The organism is Aeromonas encheleia (assembly GCF_900637545.1).
Taxonomy (GTDB): Bacteria; Pseudomonadota; Gammaproteobacteria; order Enterobacterales; family Aeromonadaceae; genus Aeromonas; species Aeromonas encheleia.
Genome location: NZ_LR134376.1, coordinates 825001 through 846262, shown reverse-complemented (window position 1 = coordinate 846262; position 21262 = coordinate 825001). Strand labels below are relative to the sequence as shown.

At 61.6% G+C, this 21262-nt stretch carries 20 protein-coding genes and 2 rRNA genes (1 of these 22 cut by a window edge); 11 read left to right on the top strand and 11 right to left on the bottom strand.

Annotated features, from left to right (window positions below; genetic code table 11):
- Positions 1 to 32 precede the first annotated feature (32 nt).
- The gene (locus EL255_RS04075) at positions 33 to 1694 is read right to left on the bottom strand and encodes a putative transporter (protein ID WP_042655068.1); all 1662 of its coding nucleotides are present in this window, start codon (positions 1692 to 1694) and stop codon (positions 33 to 35) included.
- Positions 1695 to 1808: 114 nt separating this feature from the next.
- Positions 1809 to 2441: a PAQR family membrane homeostasis protein TrhA gene (gene trhA, locus EL255_RS04070; protein WP_042655067.1), complete on the bottom strand. Its 633-nt coding sequence runs from the start codon at positions 2439 to 2441 to the stop codon at positions 1809 to 1811.
- A 200-nt stretch (positions 2442 to 2641) separates the two neighbouring features.
- Here trhA and EL255_RS04065 point away from each other — a divergent pair, with 200 nt between their 5' ends.
- The 3 genes from EL255_RS04065 (at position 2642) to EL255_RS04055 (ending at position 5192) form a co-directional block, all read left to right on the top strand.
- Entirely contained in the window at positions 2642 to 4156 is a 1515-nt protein-coding gene (locus EL255_RS04065; protein WP_042655066.1) for a pyridoxal-dependent decarboxylase, read from the top strand.
- A 163-nt stretch (positions 4157 to 4319) separates the two neighbouring features.
- Entirely contained in the window at positions 4320 to 4871 is a 552-nt protein-coding gene (locus EL255_RS04060; RefSeq protein WP_042655065.1) for a septation protein A, read from the top strand.
- Between the two features lie 24 nt (positions 4872 to 4895).
- A complete protein-coding gene (locus EL255_RS04055; RefSeq protein ID WP_042655064.1) occupies positions 4896 to 5192 on the top strand; it encodes a YciI family protein in 297 nt (98 codons plus the stop codon).
- A 91-nt stretch (positions 5193 to 5283) separates the two neighbouring features.
- Here the strand turns inward: EL255_RS04055 and cysQ are convergent, their stop codons facing one another.
- Complete coding sequence (gene cysQ / locus EL255_RS04050) at positions 5284 to 6054, bottom strand: 3'(2'),5'-bisphosphate nucleotidase CysQ (protein ID WP_042655063.1); 771 nt, start codon at positions 6052 to 6054, stop codon at positions 5284 to 5286.
- 165 nt (positions 6055 to 6219) lie between these two features.
- On the opposite strand from cysQ, the gene EL255_RS04045 reads away from it, so the two are divergent.
- The 3 genes from EL255_RS04045 (at position 6220) to EL255_RS04035 (ending at position 9158) form a co-directional block, all read left to right on the top strand.
- Positions 6220 to 6540: a ComEA family DNA-binding protein gene (locus tag EL255_RS04045; protein WP_042655062.1), complete on the top strand. Its 321-nt coding sequence runs from the start codon at positions 6220 to 6222 to the stop codon at positions 6538 to 6540.
- 94 nt (positions 6541 to 6634) lie between these two features.
- Positions 6635 to 7546 (top strand): UTP--glucose-1-phosphate uridylyltransferase GalU, encoded by a 912-nt coding sequence (gene galU / locus EL255_RS04040; protein ID WP_042655061.1) that lies wholly within the window; start codon positions 6635 to 6637, stop codon positions 7544 to 7546.
- Between the two features lie 214 nt (positions 7547 to 7760).
- The gene (locus EL255_RS04035; RefSeq protein ID WP_042655060.1) at positions 7761 to 9158 is read left to right on the top strand and encodes a peptide MFS transporter; all 1398 of its coding nucleotides are present in this window, start codon (positions 7761 to 7763) and stop codon (positions 9156 to 9158) included.
- Positions 9159 to 9225: 67 nt separating this feature from the next.
- Here the strand turns inward: EL255_RS04035 and EL255_RS04030 are convergent, their stop codons facing one another.
- Entirely contained in the window at positions 9226 to 10197 is a 972-nt protein-coding gene (locus tag EL255_RS04030; RefSeq protein WP_042655059.1) for a response regulator, read from the bottom strand.
- Between the two features lie 306 nt (positions 10198 to 10503).
- On the opposite strand from EL255_RS04030, the gene EL255_RS04025 reads away from it, so the two are divergent.
- The 3 genes from EL255_RS04025 to EL255_RS04015 all read left to right on the top strand — a co-directional run bounded on the left by EL255_RS04025 (position 10504) and on the right by EL255_RS04015 (position 12870).
- Positions 10504 to 11178: a DnaT-like ssDNA-binding domain-containing protein gene (locus EL255_RS04025; protein ID WP_042655071.1), complete on the top strand. Its 675-nt coding sequence runs from the start codon at positions 10504 to 10506 to the stop codon at positions 11176 to 11178.
- Between the two features lie 66 nt (positions 11179 to 11244).
- On the top strand, positions 11245 to 12105 hold the full coding sequence (locus EL255_RS04020; protein ID WP_033132261.1) for a DnaA ATPase domain-containing protein: 861 nt from the start codon (positions 11245 to 11247) through the stop codon (positions 12103 to 12105).
- A 129-nt stretch (positions 12106 to 12234) separates the two neighbouring features.
- Positions 12235 to 12870, top strand: coding sequence for an NAD(P)-dependent oxidoreductase (locus EL255_RS04015; RefSeq protein ID WP_042655058.1), 636 nt, complete (start codon positions 12235 to 12237; stop codon positions 12868 to 12870).
- 28 nt (positions 12871 to 12898) lie between these two features.
- Here the strand turns inward: EL255_RS04015 and EL255_RS04010 are convergent, their stop codons facing one another.
- From EL255_RS04010 to EL255_RS03995, 4 genes are read right to left on the bottom strand one after another with little or no spacing between them, the layout of a single operon-like run.
- Positions 12899 to 14077: an ABC transporter permease gene (locus EL255_RS04010; protein WP_042655057.1), complete on the bottom strand. Its 1179-nt coding sequence runs from the start codon at positions 14075 to 14077 to the stop codon at positions 12899 to 12901.
- Positions 14074 to 15216, bottom strand: coding sequence for an ABC transporter permease (locus tag EL255_RS04005; protein ID WP_042655056.1), 1143 nt, complete (start codon positions 15214 to 15216; stop codon positions 14074 to 14076). The genes EL255_RS04010 and EL255_RS04005 overlap by 4 nt, the downstream gene beginning before the upstream one ends.
- Positions 15216 to 16220, bottom strand: coding sequence for an HlyD family secretion protein (locus tag EL255_RS04000; RefSeq protein ID WP_084228435.1), 1005 nt, complete (start codon positions 16218 to 16220; stop codon positions 15216 to 15218). The genes EL255_RS04005 and EL255_RS04000 overlap by 1 nt, the downstream gene beginning before the upstream one ends.
- On the bottom strand, positions 16217 to 17623 hold the full coding sequence (locus EL255_RS03995) for a TolC family protein (protein ID WP_042655055.1): 1407 nt from the start codon (positions 17621 to 17623) through the stop codon (positions 16217 to 16219). Before EL255_RS03995 ends, EL255_RS04000 begins: the two co-directional genes overlap by 4 nt.
- Positions 17624 to 17915: 292 nt before the next feature.
- On the opposite strand from EL255_RS03995, the gene dusB reads away from it, so the two are divergent.
- Positions 17916 to 18881, top strand: a complete 966-nt coding sequence (dusB, locus tag EL255_RS03990) for a tRNA dihydrouridine synthase DusB (RefSeq protein WP_042655054.1) — start codon at positions 17916 to 17918, stop codon at positions 18879 to 18881.
- 34 nt (positions 18882 to 18915) lie between these two features.
- Positions 18916 to 19212, top strand: a complete 297-nt coding sequence (gene fis / locus EL255_RS03985) for a DNA-binding transcriptional regulator Fis (RefSeq protein WP_005309538.1) — start codon at positions 18916 to 18918, stop codon at positions 19210 to 19212.
- 77 nt (positions 19213 to 19289) lie between these two features.
- On the opposite strand, the gene EL255_RS03980 is transcribed toward fis, so the two are convergent.
- The 3 genes from EL255_RS03980 to EL255_RS03970 form a co-directional block, all read right to left on the bottom strand.
- Complete coding sequence (locus tag EL255_RS03980; protein ID WP_042655053.1) at positions 19290 to 19922, bottom strand: LysE family translocator; 633 nt, start codon at positions 19920 to 19922, stop codon at positions 19290 to 19292.
- A gap of 307 nt (positions 19923 to 20229) precedes the next feature.
- Positions 20230 to 20344: ribosomal RNA gene (rrf, locus tag EL255_RS03975) — 5S ribosomal RNA — on the bottom strand.
- 119 nt (positions 20345 to 20463) lie between these two features.
- A 23S ribosomal RNA gene (locus EL255_RS03970) occupies positions 20464 to 21262 on the bottom strand; it runs 2091 nt beyond the window's last position.

Genomic DNA, 21262 nt, shown 5'->3' with positions numbered 1-21262 from the left:
AACCCCAATGAGGGTTCCCGTCAGATGGGTGCTCAGACCCCGGCCCAGAGCAGGATGGCCAGCAGTTGGGGCGAGATGATTCGCAGGAACATCACCAGCGGATAGACGGTGGCATAGGACAGGGCACTGGCCCCGCTGGTGGGGTGCATGCCGTTGGCGAAGGCCAGGGCGGGAGGATCCGTCATGGAGCCCGCCAGCAGGCCGCACAGGGTGAGGTAGTTGAGCTTGCCATAGTGGCGCGCCAGCACCCCGACCACCAGCAGCGGGATCAGGGTGATCGCCATGCCGTACATCATCCAGGCCGGACCATCGCCGTTGATCAGGGTGTCGATGAAGCCGGCCCCGGACTTGAATCCCACCACCGCCAGGAACAGCACTATGCCGATCTCGCGCAGCGCCAGGTTGGCGCTCGGCGGCATGAACCAGTAGAGCTTGCCGATGCTGCCGATGCGCGACAGGATCAGCGCCACCACCAGCGGCCCCCCCGCCAGCCCCAGTTTCAACGCCGCCGGGAAGCCCGGCAGGTAGAAGGGAATGGAACCGAGCAGCACCCCAAGGCCGATACCGATGAACACCGGCAGCATCTGCACCTGCTGCAGCTTCTGCTGCACGTTGCCGACCACGCTGGTGACGGCCTCGATGGCCTCGAGCCGCCCCACCAGGTTGAGGATGTCGCCAAACTGCAGGCTGGTCTGGCTGGTCGGCACCAGCTCGATGCCGGCCCGATTGAGCCGTGAGATGACCACATCGTATTTCTGCTTGATGTCGAGATCCCGGATCCGCTTGCCGAGCACCTGCTCGTTGGTGACCACCACCCGCTCGACCCGCAGCTCGGTGCCCCGGGTGGAGAGCGAGGTCTCCACCTCCTCCCCCAGCACCAGCAGCACCTTGTGCAGGGCATGGCGCTCGCCGACCAGGTGCAGCAGATCGCCGAGCTGGATGCGTGAATCCGGATTAGGCACCATCAGCTCATCGTCGCGCTTGAGGCGGGAGCAGATCACGTCGGCCTCATCCAGGCTCGGGATCTCGCGCAGCATCAGGCCATGCATATTGGGGTTGCGCACCGCGATGTTGATGGTCTGCAGGCTCTCCTTGGTCTTGCCCGCCTGTTGCTCGAACGCGGCCGCTTCTTCGTCGATCTTGATGTGAAAGAACATGCGAATCAGCCACATGGTGAGCAAGATGCCGCAGATCCCGAACGGGTAGGCCACCGCATAGCCCATGCCCATCAGCCCGGTCATGTCCGGATCGGCCCCGAGCTCGGCCAGGATCTGCTGGCCGGCCCCCAGCGAAGGGGTATTGGTCACGGCGCCGGAGAAGACCCCGAGGATCACCGGCAGCGGCACATCGAACAGCTGATGCAGGGCCGCCGCCACCACGCAGCCGAGCAGCACCAGCAGGGCGGCGAAGCCATTGAGCTTGAGCCCCGAGCTACGCAGGGAGGAAAAGAAACCGGGACCGACCTGGATACCGATCGTGTAGACGAACAGGATCAGGCCAAATTCTTGAATAAAATGAAGTGTTTGCTCATTTAACTGCAAGCCGGACAGGCCTGCGAAGTGACCCACTATGATGCCGCCAAACAGCACCCCGCCGATCCCCAACCCCACGCCATAGACCCGCCAGTTCCCCAGCCAGAGTCCCAGCACCGCCACCAGCGACAACATGCTGATGGAAAGCGCGATCTCACTCATTGTGTGCATCCTTTGCAAGCCGAACTGTCCCTAGCTTGTCAGCAAATGCGGGGGCCAACTGTGTGATGCCGCACGAATTGAGGCTTTCGTACGCCAAGAAATACCAACTAAGGGTTAGACGTAGCCATAGATGGCCGCGAAGTGACAGAGGCTGCCCCCCAGCACGAACAGGTGCCAGATGGCATGGTTATAGGGGATCCGCTTCGCCACGTAGAAGATGACACCCAGGCTGTAGATAAGCCCGCCTATCCCCAGCAGCAACAGCCCCTCTCCCGCCAGGTGGAGGTAGAGCTGATAGATGACCACCAGCGACAGCCAGCCCAGCATCAGGTAGGTGAACAGGGACAGGCGCTTGAAGCGGTTGATGAAGAGCAGCTTGAACACCACCCCGGCCAGGGCCAGTGCCCAGATCACCACCATCAGCCCCTGTGCCAGCGGGGTATCGAGCGCCACCAGCAGGAAGGGGGTATAGGTACCGGCGATCAGCAGGTAGATGGCGCAGTGATCGAACACCTTGCACCAGCGTCTCGCCGCCCCCGAACCCATGCTGTGATATAGCGTCGAGGCGAGGTAGAGCAGGACCAGGCTGGCGCCATAGAGGCCGTAGCTCAGCAGCGCCTGGGGGCCCTGATCCCAGCCCTTGTGCAGCAGCAGGATCAGACCGAGGATCCCCAGCAGCAGCCCCAGCCCGTGGCTGAGGCGGTTGGCCCACTCCTCCCGTGGGGAATAACCCGTCACATCACTCATCAGATACTCCTGTCCAGACTCGGCTCACTCTAGCGGCCCTGATTTCAGGCTACAAGTGTTAGCTCAAAAATAAAGGCGCTGCCTGCCAGGGACTCGCCGTCGCCAGGAGAGGGCTGCCCCCCCTGTTCCTTTGGTGTATGCTCTGCGGCCGACGCACAAGCCTGGCCGCGTCTGCCCGGCACCCTGGTCTGGAGAACCTGATGAAGCTGACTGAATTCTTTACACAACCGGATCCTGCCTTCGGCCAGGCCATGACGGCCCTGCTGGAGACCTTCCATCACTCGGATGACAGTCAGGCTCCCTACCAGCGCGATCACTTCGTTCATCAGCTCGATCAGTCCCGCATGCCCGCCGTGGGCATGAGCACCCAAGCCTATCTGGCGCGGCTGGCCACCCTGGTGCCCGGCGCTTCTCATCTCACCTCCCCACGCTACATGGGGCACATGACGGCGCCGTTACCGGCCTTCACCGCCGAGCTCTCCCGCTTGCTGGTGATGCTCAACCAGAATCCGATGAAGATGGAGTCCTCCCGCCTGCTCAGCTTCCTGGAGCGGGAGGTGCTGGCCAAGCTGCACCGCCTCATCTATCGCGGGGGGGATGACTTCTACGAGGCGCAGATGCACGCCAAGGATGCGGCCCTCGGCGTCATGACCAGCGGCGGCACCATCGCCAACGTCACCGCCCTCTGGCTGGCCCGCAACCGGGCCTGTGGCGACAACCTGTTCGCCCTCTATGAGCAGGGCTACCGCGGCGCCGTGATCCTGGGCTCGCGGCTGATGCACTACTCCTTCGACAAGGGCATGGATCTGCTGGGGCTGGGCGCCGGCAACGTCTGGCGGCTCGATACCGACGCCGACAACCGGCTCAGCATCGCGGCCCTCGAGACCGCGCTGGCCCGGTGCAAGGCACAGAAGCTCAAGGTGCTGGCCCTGGTCGGCGTGGCCGGCAGCACGGATTTTGGCTCCATCGACCCCCTGCCCGAGCTCGCGGCCATCGCGGCCCGCGAGCGGATTCACCTGCATGTGGATGCCGCCTGGGGCGGCCCGACCCTCTACTCCTCCCGCTACCAGGAATTGCTGGCGGGGATAGAGCGGGCCGACACCGTGACCCTGGACGGCCACAAGCAGCTGCTGGTGCCGCTCGGTACCGGCATGTTGCTCTGCCGCCAGCCGGATCTGATGATGACGGTCAAGCGGGAGGCTCCCTACGCCATCCGCGCCAGCTCCTTCGATCAGGGCCGCTTCACCCTGGAGGGCACCCGCCCCGCCAATGCACTCTATCTGGACGCCGCCTTCCAGCTGCTGGGCCAACAGGGTTATGCCGCGCTCATCGAGGCCAACTACGACCGGGCACGGCTGATGGCCGCTCTGATCGAGGCCGATCCGGCCTTCGAGCTGATGTCGGCGCCGGTGATGAACCTGCTCTCCTATCGCTGCATTCCCCCCCACCTGCAAGGCAAGCCGCTGGATGAGGCGGCCAACGAGCAGATCAACGCCTTCAACGTGGCGCTGCAGAAGGCGCAGCGGGCCGAGGGCCACAGCTTCGTCTCCCGCACCCAGCGGGCGGTGGGGCGCTATGGCAGCCAGCCGCTCACCCTGCTGCGCGCCGTGCTGCTCAACCCCTTGATCGAGGAGCGGCACATTCGCGAGCTGCTGGCGGATCAGCGGCGGCTGGGTCAGGCCGTTGCAAACCAGCTGTTTGACACGACCGCCTGACTAAATCGCAGACGCCCGGCGCGGCCCTGACAACCGCCGGTGGCGGGTCTGGAGCTGGCATAAAGATAGAGTGGAACCGACGGCAATCCGGATGGTCTTATTCATTTGCCGTTGCCTAACAGGCAGGTACACTGAGTGAAATTTTGAGGTTAATGAGCCCAGCATGAAGCAGTTTATTGAATTTATTCCCCTGATCGTGTTCTTTGCCGTCTACAAGTTCTACGACATCTATACCGCCACCGGCGCCCTGGTCGCCGTCACCGGCCTGCAGCTGCTCTACAGCTGGGTGCGCTATCGCAAGGTCGAGAAGATGCAGCTGTTTACCTTCCTGCTGGTCGGCTTCTTCGGCGGCCTCACCGTCTTCTTCCATGACGATACCTTCATCAAGTGGAAGGTGACCGTCATCAACGTGCTGTTTGCCCTCGCGCTGCTCATCAGCCGCTACGGCTTTGGCAAGAACCTCATCAAGCAGATGCTGGCCAAGGAGCTGCAGGCCCCCGACCGCGTCTGGGACAACGTCAATCTCGGCTGGGTCGGCTTCTTCGCCGCCTGCGGCTTGCTCAACCTCTATGTGGCCTTCAACCTGTCGCAAGAGATGTGGGTCAACTTCAAGGTGTTTGGCCTGCTGGGCATGACGCTGGTGTTCACCCTGCTGAGCGGCGTCTATCTCTATCGCCACATGCCGGCCGAGCAGAAAGCAGAACAGAAAAAATAACCGCAACCAGAAAAGGATTCTCTCATGTGGTATCTGATCTACTCCGAAGACGCCGCGGGCAGCCTGCCCCAGCGTAAATTGGCCCGTCCCGCTCACCTGGCCCGTCTGCAGGCGCTGCAGGATGAGGGGCGCCTGCTGACCGCCGGCCCCAACCCGGCCATCGACGCCGAGGATCCGGCCGATGCGGGCTTCACCGGCAGCACTGTGATCGCCGAATTCACCAGCCTGACCGAGGCCAAGGCCTGGGCCGATGCCGATCCCTATGTGGCGGCAGGCGTCTGCGCCAGGGTCACCATCAAGCCCTACAAAAAGGTGTTCTGAGTTCAGACCCACTCGCACCCGCGATAGAAAATGCAAAAGGCCGGACAATGTCCGGCCTTTTTACCTCTGCAGCCCCTCGTTGGTGAAATGCTCAGGCCCGCGCCACAAACCAGGGATTGAGGATATCCGGCTTGTTGTACTCGAGCACTGAGCCATCGAGGCGGGTCACCGAGCCCCCCGCCCCCTCCAGCACCGCCTGCGCCGCCCCGGTATCCCATTCACAGGTGGGGGCGAGGCGCGGATAGAGCTCGGCGTCCCCCTCGGCGATGATGCAGAACTTGAGCGAACTGCCCATGGAGACCAGCTCTATCTCGCCTCGCGCTATGTCACCAAAGCGGGCCAGATAATCCAGGGTCGCCTGGGACAGGTGGTTGCGGCTGCCCACCACCCGCCAGGCTTGTCCATCCGCATGGGGGCAGGTCTTGATCGCCACAGTCCTCCCCCCGTCGATGCGCCAGGCGCCCAGGCCCCTTCCGCCGTACCAGAGCCGGTCGGGCACGGGGGCATAGACTAGGCCCCAGACCGGCCTGCCATCCTCGATCAGCGCGATGTTCACCGTGAACTCACCGTTGCGGGAGACAAACTCCTTGGTGCCATCCAGCGGATCCACCAGCCAGTAGCGGGACCAGCCGAGCCGGGCCTGCATCGTCTCGGCGTCCGACTCCTCGGACAACACCGGGATAGTCGGCGTCAATCTGGCCAGCGCCTGCACTATCACCTCATGGGCCCCCTTGTCGGCGGCGGTGAGCGGGCTCTCGTCGGCCTTGTACTCCACCGCAAAGGGCTGATGGTAGATGGCCATGATGGCCTCACCGGCAGCGCGGGCGATGGGCTCCAGCTCGGAAATGACGGGTAAGAACATAGAAAAGATATCTCGCTCAAATGGTTAGCCAGTGTACCTATTTCAGCTCTATCTGGCTTATAGCCGTTTGCACTGACTTATAAAGTGTAAAAAATGACAGACAAAAAATGGCGCAGCTCGACTAGTTTTCTATAGCCATACGGCACCATACAAGGATGTGAAACCATGAACAGAAAGACCCTGATCGCCGCCCTGTTGCTGAGCGGACTGCCCCTGCTGAGCCAGCCTGTGCTCGCCGCCGACAAGCCGGCGGCCAAGCCCGCCACGACCGTCACCAGCGCCAAGGAGGTTGGCAAGATCAACCTCAACACCGCCAGCGCAGCTGAACTCGCGGAGCTGAAAGGGATCGGCGAGAAGAAGGCCCAGGCCATCGTCGACTATCGCGAGAAGCAGGGCAAGTTCACCTCGGTGGATCAGCTGGCGGAGGTAAGCGGCATAGGGCCAGCCACCCTGGATGCGAATCGGGACATGATTATCGTCAAGTAACCGATCAAGAGCCGTTTCGTTATGAGGGCAGCCGGTGGCTGCCCTATTTTTCTTCGGGTATCATGAGCTCACTTTGTACCTTTGGACTCATTCCATGAAAAAGACACCGCTCGTTGTACGCAAGGCCGTTCTCCCCGTCGCCGGTCTGGGCACCCGCATGCTGCCGGCCACCAAGGCCATCCCTAAAGAGATGCTGCCGGTGGTCGACAAGCCGCTGATCCAGTATGTGGTGCGCGAGGCCATCGCCGCCGGCATCAAGGAGATCATCCTGGTGACTCACTCCAGCAAGAACTCCATCGAGAACCATTTCGACAAGAGCTTCGAGCTGGAAGCGACCCTGGAGAAACGGGTCAAGCGGCAACTGCTGGAGGAGGTACAGCACATCTGTCCCAAGGACGTCACCATCATGCACGTGCGTCAGGGTGAAGCCAAAGGGCTGGGCCATGCCGTGCTCTGCGCCCGTCCGCTGATCGGCGATCAGCCGTTTGCCGTGCTGCTGCCGGATGTGTTGATCGACGAGGTCGCCAGCGATCTCAAGCAGGACAACCTGGCGGAGATGGTGCAGTTGTTCGGAGAAGGACAAATCAGCCAGATCATGGTAGAGGCCGTGCCCGAGAGCGAAGTGGACAAGTATGGCATCGCCGACATCAAGGGCGAGGCACTGAGTGCCGGCATGTCACTGCCGATGCAGGCCATCGTCGAGAAGCCGCCGCGCGATGAGGCGCCCTCCAACCTCGCCGTGGTCGGCCGCTATGTGCTCTCCGCCAACATCTGGCCCTTGCTGGAGAAGACCCCCGCCGGTGCCGGCGACGAGATCCAGCTGACCGACGCCATCGCCATGCTGATGGAACACGAGCAGGTCAACGCCTACTTCATGAAGGGTCGCAGCCACGACTGCGGCAGCAAGATGGGTTATATGAAAGCCAACGTGGAATATGCAGTGCGCCACTCGGAACTGAATGGTGAATTTACTGCCTGGCTGAAGCAGTTCGTCAAACAGTTGTAATACCTGAATATTTACGACATTGATAGAATAAAGAACTGGGCATCATTTGATGCCCATTTTTCATTTTAAAAACAAATATTCAACCATTGATAGATAAATTATCCCTAAAACCTCTCATTGTAATTCAATCACGCTTGTTTTATAAGGAATAAGGCTTGTTCCTAGCCCTTGCATAAAATTCCTAAAAAAATATAAGACACAGGTGGAAGTTCCAATGAATAATCCGTCCAAAGGGACCTTTTTAGGTCACCCTAAAGGGCTTTTTTTGCTCTTTAGTACCGAACTGTGGGAGAGATTCTCCTATTACGGCATGCGTGCCGTGCTCGTCCTCTATCTGACTGACATGACGGCCAATGGCGGCATGGGCTGGACCCAGGCCAACGCCCTCAAGCTGTATGGCATCTATACCGGTCTGGTTTACATCACCCCGATCATCGGTGGCTGGTTGGCAGATACCTTCCTGGGTCAGCGTCGCGCTATCCTGTTTGGTGCCGTGCTGATGGCCGCCGGTCAGTTCACCCTGGCCCTGCCGCACGCCATGTTCCCCGACATGGTCAACACCGTCTTCTATGCGGGCCTTGGCTTGCTGATCCTGGGTAACGGCCTGTTCAAGCCGAACATCTCCACCATGGTGGGTGACCTCTATCAGGCAGGTGACCATCGCCGTGACGGTGCCTTCACCATCTTCTACATGGGCATCAACCTGGGTTCCCTGCTGGCCGGTGTGATCTGCGGCGCCGCCGCCACTGCCTATGGCTGGCAGGCTGCCTTCGTCAGCGCCGGTATCGGCATGCTGCTCTCCCTGGTAGTCCAGGCCACCATGGCTCAGCGTTTCCTGGGTGACATCGGCCGTGTGCCGGCCGCCCAACGCGCCGCCGAGCAACGCTCCAAGGAGCAGAAAGCGCCGCTGACCAAGCAGGAAGTGGATCGCATCAAGGTCATCCTGGTGCTGGGTCTGTTCACCATCATCTTCTGGGCTGGCTTCGAGCAGGCCGGTGGCCTGATGAACCTGTACGCGCAGGAATATACCGACCGCATGATCGGCAGCTTCGAAGTGCCGACCGCCTGGTTCCAGTCCCTGAACCCCTTCTTCATCATCACGCTCGCACCGATCGTCGCGGCCATCTGGATCAAGCTCGGCAGCAAAGAGCCGAACTCCCCGGTGAAGTTCGCCATGGGTCTGCTGTTCCTGGCCGTGGGCTTCCTGTTCATGATCGGTGCCGTGCTGGAGCAAGGTGGTGATCAGGCCGTCAAGACCTCCATGTTCTGGCTGGTCGGTGCCTATCTGTTCCACACCCTGGGTGAGCTCTGCCTCTCTCCGATCGGCCTCTCCATGGTGACCAAGCTGGCGCCGCTGCGTCTGGCCTCCCTGATGATGGGTGCCTGGTTCGGCTTCGTCGCCCTGGCCAACTACATCGCCGGCTTCGTCGGCTCCTTCGTCGGTGAGTCCGGTGCCATCGCCATCTTCGGTGGCATCGCCATCGCCGCCGTGATCAGCGCGCTGATCCTGTTGACCATGGCCAATCGCCTGGTCTACTGGATGCACGGTGCCGAGGGTCCGGCCAAAGAGTCCGACGAGCAAGACAAAAAACTGCAGTCTGCCACCGTCTAATAGGTTCAGACTGAATAAAACAAGGAGGGCGCCCAGTGGGCGCCCTCCTTGTTTTCGTCTTCCTGGGTCAGTGATGGCGAACCTGCATCTTCAAGGCGCTGCCGCTATCGCTGCGAAACTGCAGCTCGAACGGCTCGTGCCAGCTGCGCCTGTGCAGCGCATAGCGGGTGCTGCGCATCAGTCCGAGCGGCAATCCTCCCGAGCGCATCAGCCAGTGGGGCGAGGTGAGGCCCGCATTGGCAAATACCAGCCCATCTTCCTGATCGAACAGCAGCGCCGCCATGGCGAAGGAGTGACGCAGGCCCGATTCGAGCAATTGCAGATTCAGGTAGTCGAGCAGACGGTGCGGCTGGGTCAGCAGCAGGCTCTCCTGCTGCTGGAACTGGCGATAGGGCCCATTCATCAAGGAGCGCACCAGGGCGCCGCAGAAGGCGGCATCCATCCCGAGCAGCGGCAGCTCCATCACCAGCACCAGCAACTTGTCATCCAGCTTGAAGGTGTCGGGAATGAAGAGGTTGCCCATGCCGGCGAAGGTCACCTGCCAGGGGCCCCACTCCTGCAAACCCGGCGGTGTCAGCCAGGCCAGCAACCGGCTGGAGGCCCTGTCGTGAGCCCGGAAAAAATCGATGTGATCCATCAGCTCCAGCTGCTGGCTCTGGTGCAGGCTTCCCGTCAGGCATTGATCGATGCTGCGCCGGATCTGGCTGTAATCGGACACCGGCTTGATGAAGAAATCCCTGGCGCCCGCCCGCAGCGCACGCTCGACCGATTCCATCTTGTCCTGGCCCGAGATGACGATGACGGGCACGTCCGGATAGCGGGCGGTCAGGCAGGCGATCACCTCATGCCCATCCATGTTGGGCATGTTCAGGTCACATAATACGATATCGGGGTGATATAACGCGGCGGCGGAGAGGCCTTCGATCCCGTCTTCGGCCTGAAAGACACAGGCCCCATCATGCTCGAGATAAGTGACCAGCGAATGGCGAAAAACCGCCTCATCCTCTACCACCAAGATCCGTAGTCCGGCTTCTGACATCTTGACAAAGCTCTTATTAGTCAAACGGTTATTTGAGTATTAAGCCTAGTCCAAGCGCGGTCAATTTAGCCAGCCCGATCTCGCCGCCAGTCAGCCGAAACCGGGGTGATGCTTTCCAACCATTTGAAATTATCGAATTATTTCGCCAATATTTTCTGGCTCAATCAGCGGCGGCCCTCGCAGGCAAGCGCAAGCCGGTGGGGCCCCCCCCCATTGACTCACCGCCTCATCATGCAGGCCAGCCATGAATTGTATGCGACTCCGCCATGAGGGATAATGCCCTCACTCCAGCCCGTGAAGAACACCATGACTCCAGCCGAATACAGCGCCCTCGCCCATCCCAGATTGTCCCACCCGGCCCGCAGCCTCTACACCCTGCAGCTGCGCAGATTGGTGCTGGAAAATCAGCTGGCCAGGCTCAACTACCCCGAGCTGGGGCGGGCGCTGGCGGTGGTGGATCCCACCGATCCCAGCGGCTTCTGTTTTCAGGTCAATGCCCGCCAGCTGACCGAGCTGCTCGACGAGTTGATGGAGGCAGGACTGTTGCAGGTCGAGGCCCAGCCCGACAGTGAGCACTACCATCAGAGCCCGTTCCAGCTGCCGTTACTGAGCCAGCGGGTGCGCAGCCCGCTGCCGGAGCGCCCCTTCCAGATGCACCTGCAGTGGCGACCGGATGAGGAGCTGCCCGCCCTCGCCCGCCTGTGCGGGGTGATCGACGCCAGCTACAACGAAGAGGATCTGGGGGAATTCATCGCCTACTGGCTGGGGCGCCCCGAGGTGTTCGACTCCCAGCATCAGTGGATGCTCAGGTTTATCCGAGCCCTCAAGAGCCGCCGCTACGCCCGTCGTCAGCCGATGGTGGTGGCGGGCTATCAACAGGTCACGCCTGCCCCCGCCGAGTCTGGCCCGAGCAAGCGGGCACAGGAGATGATCGAAGAGGCCAAGCGCCTGGCCCAGACCCAGGAGCCGGATAATGATTGATCCCGAACGCCCGCAACAGGCACTATTAGCCCCTTGCCAACCCAGCCCCAGCAGAAGGAGCCTTCCATGACTGACCCGCACGATCCCCTGCGCCAGGAGCTGGAGGAGATCGAGGCCAAGCGCCAGAGGATCGCCAAAGCGAAAGCCAAACAGGACCTCCGTATCCACGATCCCGAGCTGAGCCAGCACGTGGGCGGCCTGCTCGAGCGCATTCGCCGCCTGCAGGCCCAGACCGGCGGCAGCCAGTACGACTACGAGACCCTGCGCAAGGAGTATGACGCCAAGGCCAACGCCGAGGTGCGCGAGCTGCAGAAGACGGCCCGCCAGGAGCGGATCCAGAAGCTGATCGCCCAGGCCGACCTCAACCCGGACTGGATATTCGACAAGATGGACGCCACCGATCCGGCGCTGCAATACCCCATGGAGACGGCCCGCTACTTCATCAGCGGCTTCGAGCACTGGGAGAAGAGCGGCGGCGGCTGCATGCTCATCTACGGCGACTATGGCACCGGCAAGTCCACCCTGGCGGGCGCCGTGGCCCATGAGCTGATCGCCCTGCATCAGAAATCGGTGATCTTCCAGCAGTGGGCCTCAGTGGTGGACCGGCTGTTCTTCAACGTGATCCAGGATCAGGAGGAGCGCAATCAGTACCGCCGCGCGCTGGAAGAGGTGGATCTGCTGATCATCGACGAGGTGGCCGCCAACCGCACCAAGATGGCGGAGAGCCAGTCCAGCTTCCTCGGCCACCTGTTGCGCCGTCGTCGCAACCTCTCCAAGAGCGTCATCATCATCACCAACCACAGCCCCCAAAGCCTGCACCAGGCCATCGGCGACTTCAGCTTCGAGGCGATCAAGGCGTTCAATCCGGTGGATATCCACCTGAGTGGCCCCAGCCGCCGCCCCAGCATAGGTCACTACAACGGCTGATCCCCAAGGGCCGGCGTCAGCGACGCCCGGCCCGTCGTTTCCCCCCGCCCCTCACAGATAGAAACAACTCTCATTTACATAGCGCCGTCGAGCCCCTAGGCTAGCCCTTTTGTCCAAGGGAGATCTCTCATGCCAACCACACTCATCTTCGGAGCCAGCCGCGGGCTGGGCCGCGCCTTCACCGATCAGGCCCTGCGCCAGGGGCACAGGGTCCTGGCCCTGGTCCGCAACCCGGAGGCGGCGGCCGAGCTGCGCGCGCTCGGGGTCGAGGTCCTCGAGGGGGATGCCCTGGATCCGGCTGCCGTCACTCGCGCCTGCATCCTGGCAGGCAACGAAGCGCAAGTGGTCTCCACCCTCGGCAGCTTTCGCCAGCCGCAGCCGGTGGACTATCAGGGCAACCGCCATGTGATAGACGGAATGGAGCAGGCCGGGCTCGAGCGCCTGCTGCTGGTGACCTCGCTCGGTTGCGGCGACAGCTGGCAATATCTGCCAGAGCGGGCCAGAACGGCCTTCGGTCACGAGGTGCGCTTGAAGAGCCTGGCCGAGAGCTGGTTGCAGAGCAGCACGCTGGCCTGGACCATCTTGCGGCCGGCGGGACTACAGGATGGCGAGGCCACCGGCCAGGCCGTGCTGAGTCAGGGGAAAGAGGTACACGGTCTGGTCAGACGCCAGGATGTGGCCATTCAGGGTTTGCGACTGCTCACTGACGAGCAGACTCTCGGCCAGATCTACGCCATCGGCGACCCCGACCTGCAGCGCAGCTGAGCCCGTCCGCCCAAAAAAACGGTCAGCCTCAGCTGACCGTTTTCATCTTGGTCTCGGCGGTCTGTCGCTGGCGCCACGCCAGCAACCAACAAGCGAGCAGAGCGTTGAGCAGCGTCAGGCCCCACAGTTGCCACCAGTAAGGGGCCACTTGAGTAAAATCGGCCCCCATCTGGTTCAGGCGCAGCAGTCCCTCGATGGCCGGCGTGCTCGGCGCCCACTGGGCCAGCCAGTTGAGCGGCGTCGGGATCAGCTCCAGCGGCCAGATGAAGCCGGCGAGGAAAACCAGCGGCAGTGATGAGACCAGCACCACCTGGGTCGGCAAGTCACGGCGGGTAAACAGCGCCCCCAGCACTATGCCCAGCAAGGTGGTCGCCAGCAGGAAGGGCAGGATGAACAGCCACAGCTCGGCCGGCTCGGCGGTGCGGGCTATGCCGTAATAGTCGAAACAGAAGCCGAAGAAGTAGCTAACGGGCAGCACGAACAGCCCCCCCAGCACCAGGGTGCGGGCCAGCAGCAGAGGCAGCACCGGCACCTTCTGCCAGTAACCGGACTCCCCGCGCGCGCTGCGCTGGTTCTGGGTCGCCCCCAGGATGCTGGCCCCCATCAGCAGCACCTGGTGCAGGATCAGCACGAACACCGCCGGCACCACGTAGTTCACATAACCCATGCTGGGGTTGAAGACCGGCAGCACGTTGAGCCCCACCGCATTCCACCCCATGGCCGCCTGTAGCAGCGCCTCGCCCTGGCTGAGCAGACGCGCCACCTTGATCCCGGCCGCCAGGGTGCCCCCCGCCTGGGCCAGCCCTTCGGCGATGGTGCCATAGACCAGGAAATAGGAGGCATCGCCGGCATAGCTCAGGGTCACGCTCTTGCCCAGCATCAGATCCCGGTAGAAATGGCGAGGAATGTGCAGGATCCCGCTCGCCTTGCCGGTCAACAGCCACTGACGGGCCTCCTCCAGGCTGCCGACCCGCGCCACCAGTTTCACCTGGGGCGTTGCATCGGCCATGAACTCCAGCTGACGGGAGAGCTGACTGCCATCATCGTTGACCACCACCACCGCCTCTTCCCGGGGCAACTGGTGCAGATAGGGCTGCGGATAGAGGAAGGAGTAGAAGAACACGCCGCCAAACAGGGTCAGCATGATGGCGCGGTCCGCCAGCAGGGTACGCAGCTCGAGACGCACCAGATCCCAGAAACCCATCATAGTTCCGGCTCCTTAGCGGCCAGCTGGCGGGCGGCCTGGGCCTGCGGTTGATAGCGCCGTACCACCAGTAACAGCGGCAGCAGGAACAACAGCAGGGCCCCGAACTGGGGCAGGGCCGCATCGAGCGGCAGGCCGTAGTTCGCCTGCCCGACCTGCAGCTCCACATAGTGGGAGATGGGCAGCAGGCTGCGCCAGAACTGGGCGAAGTCCCCCATGGCGCTGACCGGGAAGGTCACCCCCATGAAGGCGAAGCCGGGGGCCGTGTAGGCGCCCGCCAGCGACAGGGCGCGGGCCGGATCCCGGATGACGCCATAGAAGAAGGCCCCCATGCTGACGCAGGCGGCCGAGGCCAGCCCCAGACCCAGCGTTAACACCAGCCAGCTCCCCTGCATGGGATAGCCAAGCGCCCTGAACAGCAGCAGGCTCCACGCCAGCCCCCAGACCCACCCGATGAGTACATGAGGCAACAGAGTGCGCCAGAGGCCGAACCAGACCCCTTGCGTGGTCCAGTCCAGGCCGAGTCGATCGGCCCGGGCCAGGGCGTTGATGCCATAGAGCACCACCAAGATCTGCCACACCGCCGGCAGCAGGGCACTCAACAGAAACTGGGCGTAGCTGGAGTTGATGTTGTAGAGCGCCGTGACCTGGCTGGCGATGGGGACGGACTGCCCCAGGGCGCCGGGCAGCGCCTTGCCATCGGCCATAGCCGCCAGCACGCCGACCTGGCCGTTGAGGGTGCCGACCACCTGGGCCAGCGCCGCGTTGACCAGCTTGGCGATCAGGATGAACTGGCCGTTGTTGAACACGGTCACCTTGGGCTGGGTGCCCTCCCGCGCATCCCGCTCCAGATGGGCGGGGATCACCACCAGGGCATAGACGTCGCCGCCGCGCAGCGCCCTGGCCCCCTCGTCGATGGAGTCAAACTGATCGCTCAGGCGCAGACCGGCGGAGCCATCCAGCGAGAATGCCAGCTGACGGGAGAGCGCGCTGCGATCCAGATCCACCAGACCCACCTTGAGATCCCGCGCCAGCCCGGCCGAGAAAATCCAGCACAGCAGCCCGATCAGCAGCAGCGGGATCCAGCTTATCAGGGCCCGGCTGAAGGGATCCTGCCACAGCAGCCGCCATTCGCGCCGCATCAGAGTTCGACCAGCACGCTCATGCCGACCCGCAACCCTTCAACCGGTTGCAAGGGGCGCGCCTCCACCTGGAAGCTCCTCATGTCGAAGCCCTGGCGGGTGTCGGTGGCACGCCAGGTGGCGAAGTCCCCCATCATCGCCACGTGGGTGACCTTGAAGCGCACAGTCTGCGCCCCCAACCCGGGTAGGCTGGCATCGAACTCGGTGCCGACCTGGAAGCGGGGCAGCAGATCCTCGCGCACGTGGAACTGGGCCCAGGCATCCTCCATGTCGAGCAGGGTCACCACGGGGAAGCCCTGCGGTGCCAGCTCGCCACTGCGCAGCAACACCTGCGCGACCTCGCCGGCATGGGGGGTGGCGATGCGGGTGTCGGCCAGATAGGCCTCCACCTCGGCCACCGAGCCGGCCGCCATCTTGGCCTGCTCGCGGGCCGCGACCTTGGTCTCCTCCCGCGCCCCTTCCAGGGTCATCTGATACTGCTGCCAGGCCATGCCTTCGCTGTATTTGGCCGCCTGCCAGGCGGTCCAGGCCTCGTCCCGTTTCTGCAGCGGCATCACCCCTTCCCGGTGCAGGTTGGCGATCCGCTCATAGGTCTTGCCATGAAGCTGGGCCGCCGTCCTGGCCTGCTGCCACTGATCCTTGGCCGCCGCGATCTGCTGGGCCCGCGCCCCCTTCTCCGCCTCCTGCGCCATGGCGCCGGCCGCCGCCTGTCCGGCCTTGGCCTGGCTCAGCTTGGCCTCGATCTCGGGGCTGGCCAGGGTGAATGCCAGCTGACCCTTGGCCAGCTGATCTCCCTTCTTCACCAGCACCTCGTCGATGCGCCCCGCCACCTTGGAGGAGACCGAATACTGCTGCGCCTCGATCTGGCCCTGCAAGCGCACCGGCTCCGGCTGATAGGCCAGCCAGAAACGCCAGCCCAGCCAGATGACCAGCAGCACCAGGGCCAGCGGCAACAACAGCGGCTTGCCCTGGCTCATCTTCTTCTTGATGGGGGGATGACTCATGAATTCACCTCTGTCGCCTGAGCATGCTGATATTGATTGAAACTGTTCATCTGACCGGAGAGCGCCAACAGGCGGGCCAGGGAGATCACGTATTGATAGGCGGCGGCGGCGCGCTGGGTCTTGACCCCGGCCAGCTGGTTGCGGGCATCCACCACATCCAGCGAGGTGGAGAGCCCCTGGCCGAACGCCTTGTCCCGCAGCAGCACGTTCTCCTCGGCCAATGCCTGGGTCGAGGAGAGGGAGTGGTACTCCTCCAGCCCCTGCGCCGCCTCGCGCCAGGTCTTCTCGACCAGCAGCTCCAGATCCTGGCGGGTCTTGGCCTGCAGCAGGTTGACCTGCAGCTCGGCACTCTTGGCCGCCTGCACCGTCTCGGAGCGGCCATCACGGCTCACCAGCGGCATGCTGACCCCGACCCCGACCAGCCAGTCCGGCGTGGTCTTGGAGACGATGGAGTCATCCTCATAGAGGTTGTAGTTGCCGAACAGGAACAGCTCGGGAGCGTACTTCCCCTTCTCCAGCTTGATCATGCCCTGCGCCTGCTCTTTCTTGGCCGCCAGCAGCTTGAGGCCGGGGTGCACCGTCAGAGTCTCCTGCACGAAGGGATCGAGTTGGGGCATGTTCTCGTTGATGAAGAGCCGGCTGTTGGGTTCCGCCTGCTTGATCTTGAGCATGTGACCGAGCGCCAGCTGGGCGATCTCCAGGCTGCGTCTTGCCTTCTGGGTATCGATGCGGGCCCTGTCATAGGCCGACTGGGCGGAGAGCCGCTCGACCCTGGCGATCTGGCCCTGTGCCTCCAATTTTTGGGCATGATCCAGATGATGGGCCAGCCCCTGCTCGATCTCCTGCTTGGTCTGCACCACCTGCGCCGCCAGCACCACCCCGAAGTAGGTCTGGGAGAGGCTCTCGAAGCTGGCCTGCTGCTTGAGCACCAGCAGCTGTTGCGCCTCGCTCACCTGGGCCTGGCGAATGTCCTGGGCCGCATCGATACGCCCGCCGACGAACAGCGGCCACAGCATCTTGACCGAACTGGTGACCACGTTCTGTTTGGTCAGGGGGGTGACGAAGTCGCTGGGGCTGAGGTTGAGCGCCTGCATGACGGGGCCCAGCACCTTGCCAAATTCGGGATGGTTGGCGATGGGGTTCAGATCCAGCATGTCGAGTTCCATCGGCTGATCGAGGTGGGTGTAGCTGGCCCCCACGTCCACCTTGGGCAGGTACATGGCCTTGGCCGCCTCGCGCAGCTGCTCTGCCCGCTCCACCCCGGCCTGCTCTGCCGCCAGTCCGTCATCCTGCTGGATGACCCGGCTCCAGGCCTCAGTGAAGCTGACGGTCTGCGCCTGGGCCGAGCCCAGCATGGCTCCCAGCAGGCACGGACAGAGCGATTTGATGAACCTTGACGTCATACATCCCCAATTTCTGTTTGTAATAAAATTGTGTGGAGCCTTTGCTCGATTCAGGCTCGCTATCATAACGCAAACCCGCAGCGGAGGGAGACAGACAAATGAATGAGTCCCTCACTCATTTGACCCCGAGTATGCTCCCGGACAATCTGCCTGATTTTCAAGCACTCCTGAATTTGCAAGCCTTGGCGCGACGTTTTTTTCAGAAAAAAGTGGCTGACGCTCAAATACTAACCTTTTCTCCTGACTAAAAAATGCGTAATATACGCCGCCCTAAGCCGATGGTAACCGTGGAATGCAGATAGGTCCCCACACGCTTGAAACTCCCTTGATTGTGGCTCCCATGGCCGGTGTAACAGACCGACCATTTCGTGAACTTTGTTTACGATTGGGCGCTGGCATGGCCGTTTCCGAGATGCTGCTGGCCAACCCGGATGTCTGGGATACCCAGAAAACCAGGATGAGAATGGATCACTCTGCCGAAAGCGGACTGCGATCGGTCCAGATTGCCGGAGCCGACCCCGAGATGATGGCGTTTGCCGCCCGCTACAACGTGGAGCAGGGCGCTCAGATCGTCGACATCAACATGGGTTGTCCTGCAAAAAAAGTGAATAAGAAGTTGGCAGGCTCCGCCCTGCTGCGCCAACCCGATCTGGTCAGAACCATCTGCCGGGCCGTGGTGGATGCAGTGGAGGTGCCTGTCACCTTGAAGATCCGCACAGGATGGGATCCGGATAACCGCAATGGCGAGGAGATCGCCCGAATCGCCGAAGATTGCGGTATCGCGGCCCTTGCCGTGCATGGTCGTACCCGCTCCTGCCTCTACCGGGGGGAAGCGGAGTACGACACTATCAGGGCGATTAAGCAGGCCGTATCGATTCCTGTTGTCGCCAATGGCGACATAGACAGCCCGGAGAAGGCCCGGTATGTCCTCGACTATACCGGCGTCGACGCCGTGATGATCGGCCGTGCTGCGCAAGGACGACCCTGGATTTTCCGGGAAATCCGTCATTTTCTTGAGACGGGCACCAAGCTGCCGCCTCCCGACAGGGAAGAGGTTCGCACCCTGATGAACGAGCATGTTACCAACCTGCACCAGTTTTACGGTGCATATCTGGGAGCGCGCATTGCCCGTAAACACGTGGGCTGGTATCTGGATGAAGAAGAGACGGGCCGAGAATTCCGTAAACATTTCAATGCCCTGGATTGTGCAGATGCACAGCTGACGGCACTTGAAGTGTATTTCGATGGATTAGGTTAACGCATAACTCGCATAACTAAAGAGCCGACCGAATATGTTCGAACAAACCCTGACTTCTGATGCATTGGTAACAACTACTCACAATCACGCTGCCGAGCCGACCCAGCGCCCCCTGCGTGACTCTGTGCAACAGGCCCTGCGTAACTACCTGGCCCAGTTGAACGGTCAGGAAGTGATTGATCTGTACGATATGGTTCTCTCCGAAGTCGAAGCGCCCATGCTGGACGTGATCATGCAGTACACCCGTGGTAACCAGACTCGCGCCGCCGTGATGATGGGCATCAACCGTGGTACCCTGCGCAAGAAACTCAAGCGTTACGGCATGAACTGATCTCCCGATCAGCCTTGCTGCAGTGCAGACGAAGGCGTATTCCAGCGATGGGATACGCCTTTTTCTATGGCCGCGATTTACTCCGTCGCCAACTTGATGCCGAGCCCGATAAACAAGCCCCCCATCAAGCGGTTGAGCCAGCGCCCCAACCGGGCAGGCAGGCGTACCCTGCGGCTCGCATAGGCGGTCGAGAAGGCCAGTAGGTGGCACCAGATCATGCCGTTGAGGTTGAAGATACAGCCCAGCAGGATGAAGGCCAGCGCCTTCTGTGGTGCATCTGGGGCAATGAACTGCGGGACAAAGGCGAGGAAGAAGAGCGCTACCTTGGGATTGAGCACATTGGTCAGCAGGCCTTGCCGGAAGATCCGCCCATAGGAGAGCGCAGGCAGCGTCACCGCTGGCTCGGTCGTCGCAGGGGACGTTGCGCCTTGCCTGAGCAGGGAAATCCCCAGATAGACCAGATAGAGTGCCCCCATCAACTTGATGACCACGAACAGTTCGGCCGAGGTACTCAGCAGAGCCGACAGCCCCAGGGCCGCCGCCAGCACGTGCACCATGGTGCCAGTCCCTATCCCCAGCGCCGCCACCGAGCCTGCTCGCCAACCCTGCGAGCCACTGCGCAACATGATGAGCAGGGAGTCTGGCCCAGGCATCATGTTCAACAGCAAGCCAGATACGATAAACAACGCCAGATCGTGGATCCCCAACATACACAGCTCCCTTGCCGATGAAACACACAGTCTATGGATCCAGCCCGCCTTGTCACCCCCCAATAACGGCAATAGTGAGCATAAATGGAAGGCATAGCCAGACGATATGAGGGTCAGCAGCGAGGTAACGAGGTGGCAGCAGATACCAGAAAGAGGGTTCATCAGGTGAGCAGATGGGTAAACGACGGGTCATTGTGCGAAACAGATGACCTGGGCATTCGCTGGTTTAGAAACAAATCAGCGCTGAAATGGCCAATTTCAGGCAATAAAAAAACCCGCTCGATTGAGCGGGCTTCTTCAATTGGGTGCCTGGCAGTGTCCTACTCTCGCATGGCGAATGCCACACTACCATCGGCGCTACCGCGTTTCACTTCTGAGTTCGGCATGGGATCAGGTGGTTCCACGGCGCTATGGCCGCCAGGCAAATTCTTAATCTAGAAAGCTGACGTGAATAACGAGTTGCCTGTTGGCTTCGCTATCACTGAATTAGGTAGTAGTTCTTCGATTTGCTACAAGCCTTAGAACACTTCTTGGGTGTTGTATGGTTAAGCCTCACGGGTAATTAGTATGGGTTAGCTCAACACGTCGCCGCGCTTACACACCCCACCTATCAACGTTGTGGTCTCCAACGGCCCTTTAGGACCCTCAAGGGGTCAGGGATGACTCATCTCAGGGCTCGCTTCCCGCTTAGATGCTTTCAGCGGTTATCGATTCCGAACTTAGCTACCGGGCAGTGCCACTGGCGTGACAACCCGAACACCAGAGGTTCGTTCACTCCGGTCCTCTCGTACTAGGAGCAACTCCCTTCAATCATCCAACGCCCACGGCAGATAGGGACCGAACTGTCTCACGACGTTCTGAACCCAGCTCGCGTACCACTTTAAATGGCGAACAGCCATACCCTTGGGACCGACTTCAGCCCCAGGATGTGATGAGCCGACATCGAGGTGCCAAACACCGCCGTCGATATGAACTCTTGGGCGGTATCAGCCTGTTATCCCCGGAGTACCTTTTATCCGTTGAGCGATGGCCCTTCCATTCAGAACCACCGGATCACTATGACCTACTTTCGTACCTGCTCGACCTGTCCGTCTCGCAGTTAAGCTGGCTTATGCCATTGCACTAACCTCCTGATGTCCGACCAGGATTAGCCAACCTTCGTGCTCCTCCGTTACTCTTTGGGAGGAGACCGCCCCAGTCAAACTACCCACCAGGCACTGTCCGCGAGCCCGATTCAGGGCCCTGCGTTAGAACATCAAACATACAAGGGTGGTATTTCAAGGACGGCTCCAGCGCAACTGGCGTCACGCCTTCAAAGCCTCCCACCTATCCTACACATG

What these genes read in the sequence shown, in the direction of transcription:
- EL255_RS03995 (WP_042655055.1), bottom strand. Translation starts at nt 17,623, where the DNA reads ATGACGTCAAGGTTCATCAAATCGCTCTGTCCGTGCCTGCTGGGAGCC.
- dusB (WP_042655054.1), top strand. Translation starts at nt 17,916, where the DNA reads ATGCAGATAGGTCCCCACACGCTTGAAACTCCCTTGATTGTGGCTCCC.
- EL255_RS04015 (WP_042655058.1), top strand. Translation starts at nt 12,235, where the DNA reads ATGCCAACCACACTCATCTTCGGAGCCAGCCGCGGGCTGGGCCGCGCC.
- galU (WP_042655061.1), top strand. Translation starts at nt 6,635, where the DNA reads ATGAAAAAGACACCGCTCGTTGTACGCAAGGCCGTTCTCCCCGTCGCC.
- EL255_RS04020 (WP_033132261.1), top strand. Translation starts at nt 11,245, where the DNA reads ATGACTGACCCGCACGATCCCCTGCGCCAGGAGCTGGAGGAGATCGAG.
- EL255_RS04030 (WP_042655059.1), bottom strand. Translation starts at nt 10,197, where the DNA reads ATGTCAGAAGCCGGACTACGGATCTTGGTGGTAGAGGATGAGGCGGTT.
- EL255_RS04010 (WP_042655057.1), bottom strand. Translation starts at nt 14,077, where the DNA reads ATGATGGGTTTCTGGGATCTGGTGCGTCTCGAGCTGCGTACCCTGCTG.
- EL255_RS04005 (WP_042655056.1), bottom strand. Translation starts at nt 15,216, where the DNA reads ATGCGGCGCGAATGGCGGCTGCTGTGGCAGGATCCCTTCAGCCGGGCC.
- EL255_RS04055 (WP_042655064.1), top strand. Translation starts at nt 4,896, where the DNA reads ATGTGGTATCTGATCTACTCCGAAGACGCCGCGGGCAGCCTGCCCCAG.
- EL255_RS04065 (WP_042655066.1), top strand. Translation starts at nt 2,642, where the DNA reads ATGAAGCTGACTGAATTCTTTACACAACCGGATCCTGCCTTCGGCCAG.
- EL255_RS03980 (WP_042655053.1), bottom strand. Translation starts at nt 19,922, where the DNA reads ATGTTGGGGATCCACGATCTGGCGTTGTTTATCGTATCTGGCTTGCTG.
- EL255_RS04035 (WP_042655060.1), top strand. Translation starts at nt 7,761, where the DNA reads ATGAATAATCCGTCCAAAGGGACCTTTTTAGGTCACCCTAAAGGGCTT.
- EL255_RS04075 (WP_042655068.1), bottom strand. Translation starts at nt 1,694, where the DNA reads ATGAGTGAGATCGCGCTTTCCATCAGCATGTTGTCGCTGGTGGCGGTG.
- EL255_RS04045 (WP_042655062.1), top strand. Translation starts at nt 6,220, where the DNA reads ATGAACAGAAAGACCCTGATCGCCGCCCTGTTGCTGAGCGGACTGCCC.
- fis (WP_005309538.1), top strand. Translation starts at nt 18,916, where the DNA reads ATGTTCGAACAAACCCTGACTTCTGATGCATTGGTAACAACTACTCAC.
- trhA (WP_042655067.1), bottom strand. Translation starts at nt 2,441, where the DNA reads ATGAGTGATGTGACGGGTTATTCCCCACGGGAGGAGTGGGCCAACCGC.
- cysQ (WP_042655063.1), bottom strand. Translation starts at nt 6,054, where the DNA reads ATGTTCTTACCCGTCATTTCCGAGCTGGAGCCCATCGCCCGCGCTGCC.
- EL255_RS04000 (WP_084228435.1), bottom strand. Translation starts at nt 16,220, where the DNA reads ATGAGTCATCCCCCCATCAAGAAGAAGATGAGCCAGGGCAAGCCGCTG.
- EL255_RS04060 (WP_042655065.1), top strand. Translation starts at nt 4,320, where the DNA reads ATGAAGCAGTTTATTGAATTTATTCCCCTGATCGTGTTCTTTGCCGTC.
- EL255_RS04025 (WP_042655071.1), top strand. Translation starts at nt 10,504, where the DNA reads ATGACTCCAGCCGAATACAGCGCCCTCGCCCATCCCAGATTGTCCCAC.